The sequence below is a fragment of the Psychrobacter sp. ENNN9_III genome (assembly GCF_001462175.1).
GTDB lineage: Bacteria > Pseudomonadota > Gammaproteobacteria > Pseudomonadales > Moraxellaceae > Psychrobacter.
Map to the genome: position 1 here is coordinate 1 of NZ_LNUO01000148.1, position 13,642 is coordinate 13,642.

The following is a 13,642-nucleotide window of genomic DNA, read 5'->3' on the forward strand; positions in this document are numbered from 1 at the left end:
TCAAATTAAGCAGCTTTTGTGCAGTATTCTCATTATCAACAATGACACGTAGACCATCGTTAAAACGTATCAGCCATGTCATTCGAGGTGTTAAAATAATATCTTCTACTCGCATATCAAGCGGAACATACCAGTCATTTATTTGTTGCATTTGTTGCATAATAACGGACGCTTGACCTATTTCACCTTGCAATGTAGCAAACCGTGACCTAGTCAACTCTTCGTTATCAGCTGGCACGAATACTGCACCTTTTGCATCAACCAAGCGCTCTGTCCCAAAATTAGCTACTGCTTGTTTGGGCAATGCAGTGATAACAATACCGCGTTGCCAGTCTCGGGTCACACTAATTTCATCGACCCACGCAAGACCCATTGCAATATCTCGTAACGCCTGCAAATCAGTCGTAAAAAAACTGCTTACTGCTTGCTGGTTCATGGTTTGTTGCAATGCTTGATGTTGAGCAATAGACAAATCTTGTGTATCAACATGGATAGCAGCTGGCGGTGCATCACGTAATGCTTTACCACCCATAAGTAGTATTAACAACAACAGTCCTATTACGAGTGCCGTAAAAAAATACTTTAACCATGCAGGTATTTGTAAGTTAGATCTTGGGCGACGGGCATCATCACTCATCAAGTCAGTTGTTCCATTGACAGTTTGAGCCATAGCCGCATTTGCCCCTATACTTTTATATGTTATTAACTTAATAAATACTTTGATTGAATAACTATTATTCTACTAAACACCTTTTATTATGGCTTTGTCATTCTATATAACAAAAAATGCTTAAAATGAGCTAAATATCATCAACATAAGCCAATCATCACAATATTAACGTATTTTGATGGTAAACAATAGCCTAACCCATGCTGCAGCCAGTGATTTTACACAAGTTTACATGAAGCTGTGTTATAGAAGGGCTAATGATACAATATAAAGTGGCATTATATCCGTTTTGTTCAATACAGTACTAGGAATATTAATCATTTAGTTTAATAAACTGTAATAAATCTTATCTTTTATAAAACAATCCATAATGAGTAATCTCTACCAATTAAAGCGTTTGTGCCAATATATGCCAGCATAACTTGTCAAAATCCATGTCCCGAGCTTTAGCTGCCATAGGAACTAAACTGTGACTGGTCATACCAGGTACGGTATTAATTTCAAGTAGCCAAAAGTTGCCCGCTTCGTCTTGCATAGCATCAATGCGTCCCCAGCCTTTTGCGTCAACAGCACGAAATGCTGCAAGACTTAACGCTTGTAAGTGCTTCTCGTCGGCCTCACTTAAGCCGCACGGAATATAATAACTGGTATCGTTACGATTGTACTTGGCTTCAAAATCATAAAAGTTGGTAATATCAGCAGGCTCAAGACGTATCACTGGATAAGCTTCGTCATCAATAATGACAATCGTAAACTCACGTCCAGTAATCCAGCGCTCAGCCATAACCGCATCCCCGCATTGGACTGCTGTTGCGTATGCTGCAGGTAGCTCATCGAGATTATTGACTTTGGTCATACCAATACTTGAGCCTTCATGCACCGGTTTGATGATAAGCGGCAAGCCCAGCATATTGACCACTTGCTGCCAATCGGTGTCAGCCGTTAGTAATGAGAATGGCGCGGTCGACAATCCACAACCTTGCCATAACTGCTTGGTGCGTACTTTATCCATACCCAGTGCTGATGCCAAAATGCCTGAACCTGTCTGCGGAATATTGAACCACTGCAACACACCTTGTAGTAAACCATCTTCACCCCCACGACCATGTAACACATTAAACACGCGATCATACTCACGAAGCTCAGTAACGTCCTGATGTTTAGGGTCAAAATGAGTAGCATCAACGCCTTGGTTTTGTAAAGCCTGCAATACCGCTGCGCCACTGTCTAGCGATACGCTACGCTCATTGCTACTACCGCCATAAATGACGGCGACTTTACCAAACTCACTGGCATCTTTTACTTTGCTAGGAGTAATACTCAATGGTGAAGCTTGGCTTGGCTGGTTATTTTCCATACCATCTTTTTCTGCTTGCGCAGCTGCTGCTAAAGCTGACTCTGGATTAGTGATAAATGTTTTATCATCTGCACCATTGATGGTTTTATCAAAAGCATTTGAATCTTCTTGATTGTTATTGATAGTCATGAGTATAGTTTCCAAAAATCCTTTAAGACTTACTTAATATATAAATTATTAGCAGCTAAATCGATAGCAATTTGGCCGATGTTACCAGCACCTTGAGTGAGAAGCATATCATTAGCTTCTAGCAGGCGCTGCATAACAGGCGCAAGATTGTCTTTATCAACAATCGTGGGCTCAACGGCGCCGCGAAGACGAATACTACGTGCCAAGGCCTTAGTATCAGCACCTGCAATAGGACTTTCACCCGCTGAATATACGTCTAATAATAGCAACTCATCCACGCTTGAAAGCACTTCAACGAAATCATCAAAGCAATCACGCGTACGGCTATAACGATGCGGCTGAAACAGCATCACTAAACGACGATCAGGGAAACTTTGACGCGCAGCTTTAATAGTGGCATCGACTTCTTTTGGATGATGACCATAATCATCAATCAGTAATACATCTCCGCCATCGATGGTGACAGAGGCATGCTGCTCAAAGCGGCGACCGACACCTTCAAACTTCTGTAGAGCACGCTCAATAGCTTCATCGTCTACGCCTTCATCTGTCGCCATCGTGATAGCAGCAAGGGCATTGTAGACATTATGAATCCCAGGAATATTTAGAGTCAGACGCAATGGTTCGCGGTCACGGCGTAGAACGGTAAAATGAGTCTTAGTGCCTTCACTAACCACATCGACTGCTTGTACATCGTTGAAAGGCTCGAGACCAAAAGTCAGCACGGGACGGCCAATATCATCAATCATCGCATACAGCTCTGGATCATCACCGCACACCACAGCCAAGCCATAAAACGGCATGTTTTGTAAAAACTGAATGTAAGCTGCCTTTAATTTATCAAAGCTGTTTTCATAGGTTTCCATATGGTCTTGGTCGATATTGGTGACAATCGCCGCCATCGGATGCAAAGACAAAAACGACGCATCCGACTCATCTGCTTCAGCAACCAAATAACGACTACTACCAAGCGCGGCATTTTTACCAGAGGCATTGAGCTTCCCGCCAATCACGTAGGTAGGATCGAGCTGCCCTTCTGCCATCATGGTAGTTAGCAAACTGGTCGTTGTGGTCTTGCCATGCGCGCCCGCAACCGCAATGCCATGACGATAACGCATTAACTCGCCAAGCATATCAGCGCGGCGTACCACTGGTAGACGCGCCTCTAGTGCAGCTTTTACTTCAGGGTTGCTACGATCAATCGCTGAAGATACAACGATGACATCTGCATTGGCAATATTTTTAGAATCATGACCAATTGATATATTAATTCCAATCTGCTGTAGACGTCGAGTAATCATGCTATCAGCGATATCAGAGCCACTAACTTGATAGCCTTGATTGTTCATAACCTCAGCGATACCGCACATACCTGAACCGCCAATACCAATAAAATGCAAATGCTGAATACGGCGCATTTCTGGTATTTCAATCAAACGCTTGGGTAGAGCTTTCGCAGAGGTAGACATAAGGAGTTCTCTTTATTAAAGACTAATAAAATTCAGTGAATTAAAATAAGGGGCTATAAAAATAATCAGTCGTAAATTTGCTGATTGCTGCAGTAGAATCTATAGCGTCTGCCAAATAATATCAGCAACTTGGCTAGTAGCGCCACGATTCGCAAGAGCGTGGCCTTTTTTTGCCATCTCTAAGCAAGTGCGACGCTCAAGCGCTGCAAGTTCATCGCTCAAACGTTGCGGTGTCAGCTCAGACTGCGGTAACAGAATAGCAGCATCGTGTGACGTCAAGGTTCGCGCATTAGCCGTTTGATGATCATCTACCGCATGCGGTAGTGGCACAAAAATCGCGGCAATACCGACGTTTTGAATTTCAGTAACTGTCAACGCGCCAGCTCGGCAAACGATAACATCTGCCCAATTATAAGCCGCGGCCATATCGTCAATAAACGGCTGCACGGTAAACTTATGAACGCTTAAATCCTTGCTATCATAAGCTGCTTTTGTAGCCGTCTCATTGTTACGCCCACATTGATGATGCACCTCAAAAGGACGGTCTATTAATGAGAGTGCTTTAGGTACGGTATCGTTTAATACTTGCGCGCCCAATGAGCCACCAACGACTAATAGCTTTAAAGGTGAATGATCACTGTTATCGTAGCGCTTAATCGGTTCAGCGACACCCGAGATAGCATTACGTACTGGATTACCTACGGTTTCAAGCTTTGCATCTTTCTGACTGTTGGCAAATGTATTTTCAAACGCTTGTAGTACTTTAGACGCAATTTTAGCCAAATAACGATTGCTCATACCAGCGATGGCATTTTGCTCATGAATAATTAACGGCGTATTGGTCATACGCGCTGCAATGCCACCAGGCGCGGTTACGTAACCACCAAAGCCCACCACCATATCAATCCGATTACTACGGATAATTTTGACTGCAGCCATCGTCGCTGATAGCAAGGTAAAAGGTAACTTGGCTAAGCGCGTGATACCTTTACCGCGTAATCCCTGCATTGCGATAGGATGGAAGGAATAACCAGTCGGCTCAACTAGACCATTTTCCATGCCAGTTGGCGTACCTAGCCAGTGTATAATGGCACCGCGTTGGGTCAATTCCTCAGCAACTGCCAGCGCTGGGAATACATGGCCACCGGTACCAGCGGCCATCATCAGTATATGCGGTGTCTTCATTAACGCCTGCCTTTCTTATCTGTACTAAAATGAATATTAAGTAATAGCCACTGATATATTAACAAAAGCTTTTTAATCTAAAAGCTCACATACTAAAGCCCGCATAGTATAGAGGAATCTATGCTTATTTATATAGCACTTTATCGCTTAAATAACGGGTTGAAACACTTTAATGCCAAACAATAAAAATGAGAGTTATCAAAAAATTAATAACTTCTCAGCTCCAAAATACAATCCTTAAAATATAACCCTTAACAACGAGCTTCTATCGCTATCATAAAGTCTGTCGCAATATCAGTACCGCATTGATCATCAATCTCGCGTACACAAGTCGGACTGGTGACGTTAATCTCGGTAATACGGCCACCGATTAGATCTAAACCGACGAACATGAGGCCTTTTTCTTTGACAATTGGAGCGACCACTTCTGCCACTTGGCGTTCAATATCCGTGAGCGGCATGGCCACACCGCTACCACCTGCAGCTAGATTACCACGGGTCTCGCCTTTGGTAGGAATACGGGCCAAGCTGTAATCGACCACTACCCCATCGACGATTAACACACGCTTATCACCCTCGACAATCTCTGGTAAATAACGCTGTGCCATAATTGGCAAGGTCTCAAGCTCAGTCAATATTTCTAGCGTCACCCCGATATTTGGGCTATCAGCAGTCAGGCGAAAAATACCTGTGCCACCCATGCCATCTAACGGCTTAACGATGACATCTTGTTGCTCAGTGATAAATTTGCGAATATGCGCTTGTTTGCTGGTCACAATCGTTGGACTCATATAATCACTAAACCAAGTCGCAAATAACTTCTCATTACAGTCGCGAATCGCTTGTGGGTCATTGACCACCAACACGCCTGCCGCTTTGGCATGATCAAGCATATAGGTCGTATAAACAAAACGCATGTCAAACGGTGGATCTTTACGCATCAAAATCACGTTATAGTCGCTGACTGGACCTGTCACCTTATCACCTAACGTATAGAAATTTTCAGGATCACGCTTTACCGTTACTGGCTGCGTATCGACCATCAACTGCCCACGATCCAACCAAAGATCATGAATCTGACAATAGCCAAGCGTGTGACCACGATCTTGAGCGGCCCACATCATTGCTAAAGTGGTGTCTTTTTTATAGTTAATCTGCTCAATAGGATCCATGATGACGAGTATTTTTAAAGATTTTTTTTGATTTTCTTGGCTCATGATAAGGCTCACTTACGTTATATTATGAATAGGCAGTTATCGAAATTTATAAGCGCTGATTTATAGGCACATATTTACAAACACATGAAAGCTAAAAAACGTTAATAATAACCGCCTTTGACTGACTATACGCCGTACTGCTCACGGTAATGCTGCATTTTTGCGAGTTGGGTGGCGTCTTTATGCTGGCCGTTTTGTGCACCATGGTCGTCTGCCAAATAGCTGATTAAATCATCAATGTTGACAAGCGCACGTACTGGTACCTCTAGCGTTGCAGCCAACTCTTGAATAGCAGAGTGCTCGCCTTGGCCTTTTTCTTTACGATCAAGTGCTACAATAATACCCGCAACGCTTGCGCCCGATTGCTCTAATATCTCCACCACTTCGCGCATCGCCGTGCCCGCCGTAATAACATCATCAAGTACCCAGACAGTCTTGCCACTGACATCAGCACCTACTAAGTTACCACCTTCACCGTGAGTTTTGGCTTCTTTACGGTTATAACCCCATTTGGCATTAATGCCATGATGCAACCATAACGCTTGCGCTGTTGCGGCAACGAATGGAATACCTTTATAAGCCGCACCAAAAATGACCAGCTCTTTCACATCTGTGCCGTTATTGCTAGCCATCTCTGCGGCCAAAGCATCGGCATAACCACGCGCTAGTAACGATAACATCTCACCTGTCGCTAGCAGACCAGCATTAAAGAAATAAGGACTGATGCGGCCAGACTTAAGCACAAACTCACCAAACTTTAGGACTTGATTATCTAAAGCCAACTGGATGAATTGATGAGATGAGAAAGAGGCATTTTGGACATGTTGAGCATCGGACACTGAAGCATTGAGCATTATGTTATTCCTATCAGCAAAATAAAGGACAAAAAATTTGCATTATTGTACGCATTATTGATCAGCTTGACCAACCATTGATGTCGTAATCCTGCATATTAGGATAACGAGTTAGTAGGCCACTACGCGATGAGAGATTAAAATAACACTGACCATCATGGCTCACTTGTATATCCCAACCTAAGTGGTAAGCCGCAACAATAATATGTCCTGCAAATAGTCGAATCTGACGATACTGATAACGCTGTGCTGGTTCAAGATCAAGCTGGCTGAGCAAATAACTACGGATATGCTGACAGATTTGCGCCGCGCTATAGCTATGATTGATAGTTTTGCGTGTACGACACTGCTTTAGCGCATGGACTGCGACGCTACAGGCCATAATGTCTGTCGCCAAACTGCCTTCACCTGTCTCAAACTGCTGCGGCTGCAAAATCACTTGCCAGTCATCGGCATAAAGGCTATTGAGTAACTCATCAGGATTATAACGTTTGGTCAACGCACGAAACGAGGCTGAAGACGTTTTAGTATCATCGTTATTATTGGAGACATTGTTATTAGAGCAACCATCATTTTCATTGGTTTTTACCGGGTTATCAGCAGGCGCAAAACCATAACGATTCAGTTTTGGATAAGCTCGAAGCGTTTGATGGACATCTGACATATCTAATAACGTCATGTCGCTTAGCGGTAACAGTAGTGGCTGCTCGCTATGATTTTGATAAAAATTATCAGGAAATTCAACAAGCTTTGCCGCATTTAGTAATGATAAATGCTCAGCCAGTGCTTCTGATGCAATCAGCTTCCATTTTGATAAGCTGTCATCACAAGGCTGATAGAACCGCGCCGAGCTTCCATAGAGTCGGTGCAATTGACCGTTTAAGCGTCGAGCAGGCTCTGGAATATCACTCAAAGGCCGCGCAGGATCAAGTGGCGATTGACTCGGATCAAAGTTTGGGTGCACGATTGCAGGCTGCTTGCTATCGGGCAACGTAGATGACATCTCAGAATTGCCTTCTGGCAGCTTATCGCCTATTGCTGCAAGTTCGGCACTGGGTAAGCGATTATCAGAAGTAGAAGGCTGGGTCATGTAATCTCCATAAATGATAAAAAACAATAAGCGCGAAATATAGTTAACCTACTTTAAAATAGGTACAGCACTACTGGTATTAATTTTCCTTGCGTGCCAGTTTTATTTAAGATTGACTATAGTACGGATATTTTACGCTTGATGGCGCAAAATATCACGGTAGCCTACTTGCCAGTCAGGATAATCGAGCCACGCTAACGGAATGTTGCTATGTAAGCGTTTCCCAGTAACAGCGGTTTTTTTTATCATCTATTGTAGGAGGTACCTCTCTCACTTGCTCACTGAGCCAGACACCAAGCTCAAAAGTCGTGACTGGCGCATAGTCAGTAGCTATATAAAGCGGTTTTGGCGCAGCAATGGTCAAGACCTTGGCGATAATATTGATCAAGTCACGATCCATAATACGATTGCTCCAGTGCGTCGCTGCCACTGGCTCTTTTTGTGGTTCGCGGGCTTTACGCAGTCGCATGAGACGCTCGCGTCCGTAAATTCCGCTCGGACGAATAATAATAGTGCGATTACCAAAACCTTGTTGTAGCGTCTTTTCTGCTTGCAAAATAATCTGAGAGGCTTTGCGCTCAGGTATGGTCGGCACAGTATCTTCGTCTATCCATTCGCCATTATCTTGCCCATAAACGCCTGTTGAGGAAATAAAAACGACACGCGAAAGGTTTGGCAACTGATTGGCCAGTGCGGCTAAATGCTGAGCAATCGCCAAATAGCTGTTTTGATAGCCGCTGGCTGAATAATCATCAGGCGTGACGATAATCGCCATATGCGTAAAGTCTTGCAGCTCATCAGCGCTAAGTGTCAACGCATCCGCCTGCATAAACGTTGCATCATTATGCAGATCATAATGCTCGCGTTTTCTGCGCGCAAGACCTGTGACCAATAAACCATCCTGAGCAAACTTATTAGTGACTGGCAGACCGATATCACCTTGTCCGATAATCAGTAGATTTTGCGTACTCATAATGCATCCTTTGGTTGGCTATTTTTTGTCACGGTTTTTGGCGTATCTGTCGAGTATGACTGTTATAACAGCGATTAAAAATAACGTCTATATGACAGCTGTACATCGTCATTGGCAACGACACGATCTTGCCAATCGTAGTTGGCATTGATGCGTAATGCTTGTTTTTTATCGATATCGTATTGCAGACCTAAGCTTGAGATTGGCTGCCAATAATGACCACGAACGTTAGAGTCGTCGCTGCTGCCATGATACCAATATGGCAATTGCAATTGGGCCTGCGCGCGTAACTGATTGTTAATCTGATAACGGCAGCCAGCATTTACCCCAGCACCGACACGAAAGCCTTTATGGATGCCGCGGCCTGCTTGCCCCTTGCCTGATAATAGCGCATAACATAGCTGCGGTGGCATTTCACCAGTATCTGATTTTGGTGTCCCAAGCGCCCACGACCAGCCCGTCTCATAGCCGACGCTCCCGACTAAATGGTCGCGTCCTGCTTCTTGCGATCCATCATTTACGCGTGTCGCCTCGATACTTGCGCCCCACGTCTTGCCTTGCTTGGCGGTATTGACAGGATTAAAAGATCGGCCTCGCAGTATTGTAAAATTCTCTAACACCATACGATCCGGCTCATGGTCTTTGCTGCTGTCCGTCTCATAAAAACGCACTGTCGTGGCCAGCGCTTCTAAATTAAAAAACTGAGGAAATCCTGAAGCGCGATCAAGGGTGTCATGAAACCCCAAACGTAATCCCACATCAAAGTAGCCATTGTCGCCGCGTTGACCTACGCCAATCTGAGCCACTTGTAATAGATGCCTATCGATTGGGTTGTTGTCCGAGGCTATAATACCGTGATCTATAATGGTTTTTGGCGTAGAGTCGCCAGCAGATATACTCGATGCCAAATTGCGCTCTGCTGATTTAATATTATCCGCGTCATCTTTGGTTAATTGTTGATAACCAAGCGCGGCCGCGGCTCTGGCTTTATTCAGCTCAGCTTGACGCACCGTACTGTCAGACGGTGTATAGCGTGCATCTGCTAATAGAGATTCGTCGTTAAGCAGCTTCACTACATCAGAGGGTATGACCACATAAGGCAGTTGGTTGAGCAAATCCTGCTCAGGACGCACAACATCAATCAGACGCAGAATCTCAGAGGCGCAGTTGTCTGTAGTAAAATAATAGGGTATGTCTAAATCTTTGGTTTCCCACACATGCAGGATAATTTGCTGCACCTCTGCGGGTGTCAAATCTAACTGATAAGTCCACGCGTCGCGCTCATCGTTTTTAAGATACTTGGCCAGCTTTTCTGGATAAGGGTCAATCTCAATTCTATTGTTATAACCACCTGTGGTTGACTTAATAGCATAAACGGCAAAAGCATCGTCAGGATTGCCATCGACGGTGTCATTGAGCGCGTAAGCATGATGAATTTGGCTAGGATCTGCCGCGCTTACTGGCGAGTCAATACGCAGCAAGGTATGAGCAAAAGCGGAGATGGGATTGTCCAAATACTCCTCAGCAAACATAATCGACAGCTGCTCGGGGTTCAGCATAGCCATCCACTCTTTAAGCTCTGGACAGTCCGCTTGCAAGCGCGAACTATCAATGCCTAAAGTCTCAGTCAGCCACTGCGTACGCGCGGGAAAACGGCAAACGGCTGAATTGTTGCTAGGCGCTGTCATTTGATTGCTCAACGCTACGAGCATCGCATCCAGCTCAGCATCTGCATCATACAGGCCATCAGCACTGAGAAAAAACGTTGGGTTGTCGATGAGGCTCTTGGACGCACCTTTATTAAAGAGCGATTTTTTATCATCCAAAAAGTACAATAACCGTCGCCACGTTGTATGCTCAGACAGATTTTGCGCTTGTACTTGCTTACGCCATTTTACTAGCAACGGTTCAGCTACACTGCTTTGAGTATTCTGTATGTTGTCGACCTTATTATCTGCCATAGTCTGTCTAGTTTTGGCAGTTGCATCGGTCATAGCTGCGCTTGTTGCCAAATCACCCGTCGTTACTAATGATACTGGCGTTGGCAAAAAAGCCTGCGCTTGTGCAGAGAGTAGCAGCCCTGCAATAACAAGTGGCAAACATGCCCGATGACTGCAAGCTCGCAGGCTAATAGTGCCTAGGGTACAATCTACAGATATAAAAGTCGGCTTTATAGACATGAGGTAAAATCTCGCGCGTTATTATTTTATAAAAGCTATCGAGGTAAAATCTCGCGCGTTATTATTTTATAAAAGCTATCGTCAATTTAATTTAGAAGCGTGATAAAGCAATCAAGTGCAGGTATATAGGTCATACTGCAAGATTGACGCATTAACACTTTTATAATGCATTGACGATATTAAAATCATTATACAAAGAGAACATTATGCCAAGCTCAATCACGCCATCGTCAATGACTATTAACGGGGGTTTATTATCGGCAGCCACTTGGCTTGCGTCACCCAATTTTAATAAACGACCTGACAATACGACTATTGATACTATCGTCATTCATAATATTAGCCTACCACCCAATGAGTTTGGCGCGCGCGGCACTGATGGCGTGCATTATGTAAAAGCATTATTTACCAATCAATTAGACTGGGATGCGCATCCTTATTTTCAAACCATTAAAGGCGCAGAAGTTTCAGCGCACCTATTTATCGAACGTGATGGCACTATTACTCAATTTGTCAATTTTAACGATCGTGCGTGGCATGCAGGCAGATCCAGCTACCTTGGCCGACCTGAATGTAACGATTATAGCATTGGCATCGAGCTTGAAGGGTCTGATTTTGTGTCCTTTACTACCTCTCAATACGACACGCTTGCAGCAGTAATCGTCGCTCTATATGCTGCCTATCCTAAAACCTGCCGTCACCTAACTGGACACAGCGATATCGCCCCAGGACGTAAGACCGATCCTGGTGACTATTTTGAATGGACAAAGTTGCGTAGGTTAGTAGCCGAACAACTATAGAAGTAACATTTATCATTTCCACATCCAATTCATTTATCTATGCTATAGATATGCCATGAAAGTGCTATAATCCGTCAGTTTTTTGACAATAGTAAATCAGCAAACGACCATTAGTAAACAATTTGGCAAAATAGGTTCTCATGGCAAAAAGTCGGTTATTTCGTTCAACCATGGTGGTCAGTAGCATGACCATGCTGTCGCGTATTTTAGGTTTGGTACGCGATATTGTGTTATTAGGCGTGTTTGGCGCAGGTGGCCTGATGGATGCCTTTTTGGTCGCCTTCAAGATACCGAACTTTTTGCGGCGTCTATTTGCAGAAGGCGCGTTTAGCCAAGCTTTCGTTCCTGTACTGTCCGAATATAAAGAAAAATACAGTCTGCAACAGGTACAGATACTGGTCAGCCGCACCTCAGGGGCGCTGTTGCTGGTGCTATCCATGCTGACGGTGGTGGTGATTTTAATCGCACCTTGGGTGGTGACATTATTTGCGCCCGGATTTGCCGATCAGCCCGATAAATTTGCCATTACCGCTGAGCTGCTACGTCTTACCTTCCCTTACTTACTGTTTATTTCTATGACCGCTTTTGCTAGTGGTATTTTGCAAAGTTATGGGCGTTTTGCTGCACCGGCTTTTGCACCAGTATTATTGAACTTGTGCATGATTGGCGGCGCACTGATTTTCGCCCCTATGTTTGATACGCCGATTATGGCGCTCGGCTATGCTGTCGCTATCGCTGGTTTGCTACAGTTTCTGATACAGTTGCCGCAGCTATGGCAACAAAAACTGCTGGTCGCACCCAAAGTTGATTTTGGCCACGAAGGCGTCAAACGCATTTTAAAGCTGATGCTCCCCGCTATCTTTGGCGTCTCTGTCACTCAGATTAATCTACTGCTCAATACCGTATTTGCTTCTCTTATGATAGGCGGTTCAGTCTCTTGGCTCTATGCAGCCGAGCGTATGAGCGAGCTCCCACTAGGATTAATCGGTGTCGCTATCGGTACGGTGATTTTGCCAAGCCTATCAAAGAGCGAAGCACAAAAAGACGATGTTAGCTTTAAAAAGACCATCGATTGGGCAGCACGATTGATTATCTTAGTTGGTGTACCAGCATCGGCAGCGCTATTCATACTCGCAGATGCACTCATGCAAGCACTATTTTTACGCGGTGAATTTACCTTACGTGACTCACAGATGAGTGCACTGGCACTACGTAGTATGGCGGGCGGTATTTTAGGCTTTATGCTGATTAAAATATTTGCACCAGCGTTTTTTGCCCGTCAAGATACCAGAACACCGGTAAAAATCGGTATCATATCCGTTTTTGCCAATATGGTTTTTAGTGTCATTTTTATCGGCATATTCTATCTATTTGATATGCCGCTGCATGGCGGCTTGGCATTAGCAACGACGGGTGCAGCCTTTGTAAACGCAGGCTTGTTGTATTACTTCTTGCATAAGCGTGAGATATATCGTTTTGGTAGTCACTGGAAAAAGCTGTTTGCTCAGTTTGCGATTGCTACAAGTGCTATGGTTGCCGTACTTTATGTTATGCTGCCCTACTTTCCAACTGATGACGCTCAATGGCGACGTATAGCAGCTTTGCTCATTATGTGTACGATTGGCGCGCTGGTATACGGCGCAGTATTATTAGCCACAGGCTTTCGTCCTCGCCAGCTCAAACATGGATAAAATTGGATAAAGCGTTGACTTACGAAA

General features: G+C 44.3%; 11 protein-coding genes. 2 read left to right on the forward strand and 9 right to left on the reverse strand.

The annotated features are described in order from the left end of the window. The 9 genes from PENNN9_RS09135 to PENNN9_RS09175 all read right to left on the reverse strand — a co-directional run. The coding region (locus tag PENNN9_RS09135) for a cell division protein FtsQ/DivIB (RefSeq protein WP_058369389.1) at window positions 1-670 on the reverse strand (670 nt) is incomplete at its 3' end. A 388-nt stretch (window positions 671-1,058) separates the two neighbouring features. Then, window positions 1,059-2,027: a D-alanine--D-alanine ligase gene (locus PENNN9_RS09140; protein ID WP_058369410.1), complete on the reverse strand. Its 969-nt coding sequence runs from the start codon at window positions 2,025-2,027 to the stop codon at window positions 1,059-1,061. Window positions 2,028-2,185: 158 nt separating this feature from the next. Further along, window positions 2,186-3,625 (reverse strand): UDP-N-acetylmuramate--L-alanine ligase, encoded by a 1,440-nt coding sequence (gene murC, locus PENNN9_RS09145; protein ID WP_058369390.1) that lies wholly within the window; start codon window positions 3,623-3,625, stop codon window positions 2,186-2,188. Window positions 3,626-3,724: 99 nt separating this feature from the next. Beyond that, a complete protein-coding gene (gene murG, locus PENNN9_RS09150) occupies window positions 3,725-4,810 on the reverse strand; it encodes an undecaprenyldiphospho-muramoylpentapeptide beta-N-acetylglucosaminyltransferase (RefSeq protein WP_058369391.1) in 1,086 nt (361 codons plus the stop codon). Between the two features lie 251 nt (window positions 4,811-5,061). Next, window positions 5,062-6,027 (reverse strand): glutathione synthase, encoded by a 966-nt coding sequence (gene gshB / locus PENNN9_RS09155; protein ID WP_058369392.1) that lies wholly within the window; start codon window positions 6,025-6,027, stop codon window positions 5,062-5,064. 125 nt (window positions 6,028-6,152) lie between these two features. After that, on the reverse strand, window positions 6,153-6,881 hold the full coding sequence (gene pyrE, locus PENNN9_RS09160) for an orotate phosphoribosyltransferase (protein ID WP_058369393.1): 729 nt from the start codon (window positions 6,879-6,881) through the stop codon (window positions 6,153-6,155). 61 nt (window positions 6,882-6,942) lie between these two features. Continuing rightward, on the reverse strand, window positions 6,943-7,971 hold the full coding sequence (locus PENNN9_RS09165; protein ID WP_058369394.1) for a hypothetical protein: 1,029 nt from the start codon (window positions 7,969-7,971) through the stop codon (window positions 6,943-6,945). Window positions 7,972-8,179: 208 nt separating this feature from the next. Continuing rightward, a complete protein-coding gene (locus PENNN9_RS09170) occupies window positions 8,180-8,944 on the reverse strand; it encodes an NAD-dependent epimerase/dehydratase family protein (RefSeq protein ID WP_319822895.1) in 765 nt (254 codons plus the stop codon). Window positions 8,945-9,018: 74 nt separating this feature from the next. Next, a complete protein-coding gene (locus PENNN9_RS09175; protein ID WP_082638058.1) occupies window positions 9,019-11,124 on the reverse strand; it encodes a DUF4105 domain-containing protein in 2,106 nt (701 codons plus the stop codon). A 206-nt stretch (window positions 11,125-11,330) separates the two neighbouring features. Here PENNN9_RS09175 and ampD point away from each other — a divergent pair, with 206 nt between their 5' ends. Together ampD and murJ are read left to right on the forward strand one after the other, a co-directional pair. Next, window positions 11,331-11,924, forward strand: a complete 594-nt coding sequence (ampD, locus tag PENNN9_RS09180) for a 1,6-anhydro-N-acetylmuramyl-L-alanine amidase AmpD (RefSeq protein ID WP_058369395.1) — start codon at window positions 11,331-11,333, stop codon at window positions 11,922-11,924. 140 nt (window positions 11,925-12,064) lie between these two features. Further along, a complete protein-coding gene (murJ, locus tag PENNN9_RS09185; RefSeq protein ID WP_058369396.1) occupies window positions 12,065-13,615 on the forward strand; it encodes a murein biosynthesis integral membrane protein MurJ in 1,551 nt (516 codons plus the stop codon). Window positions 13,616-13,642 lie beyond the last annotated feature (27 nt).

Excerpts from the sequence above, each read along its gene's own strand:
- PENNN9_RS09140 (WP_058369410.1), bottom strand. The coding sequence starts at position 2,027 with ATGGAAAATAACCAGCCAAGCCAAGCTTCACCATTGAGTATTACTCCT.
- murC (WP_058369390.1), bottom strand. The coding sequence starts at position 3,625 with ATGTCTACCTCTGCGAAAGCTCTACCCAAGCGTTTGATTGAAATACCA.
- murG (WP_058369391.1), bottom strand. The coding sequence starts at position 4,810 with ATGAAGACACCGCATATACTGATGATGGCCGCTGGTACCGGTGGCCAT.
- gshB (WP_058369392.1), bottom strand. The coding sequence starts at position 6,027 with ATGAGCCAAGAAAATCAAAAAAAATCTTTAAAAATACTCGTCATCATG.
- pyrE (WP_058369393.1), bottom strand. The coding sequence starts at position 6,881 with ATGCTCAATGCTTCAGTGTCCGATGCTCAACATGTCCAAAATGCCTCT.
- PENNN9_RS09165 (WP_058369394.1), bottom strand. The coding sequence starts at position 7,971 with ATGACCCAGCCTTCTACTTCTGATAATCGCTTACCCAGTGCCGAACTT.
- PENNN9_RS09170 (WP_319822895.1), bottom strand. The coding sequence starts at position 8,944 with ATGAGTACGCAAAATCTACTGATTATCGGACAAGGTGATATCGGTCTG.
- PENNN9_RS09175 (WP_082638058.1), bottom strand. The coding sequence starts at position 11,124 with ATGTCTATAAAGCCGACTTTTATATCTGTAGATTGTACCCTAGGCACT.
- ampD (WP_058369395.1), top strand. The coding sequence starts at position 11,331 with ATGCCAAGCTCAATCACGCCATCGTCAATGACTATTAACGGGGGTTTA.
- murJ (WP_058369396.1), top strand. The coding sequence starts at position 12,065 with ATGGCAAAAAGTCGGTTATTTCGTTCAACCATGGTGGTCAGTAGCATG.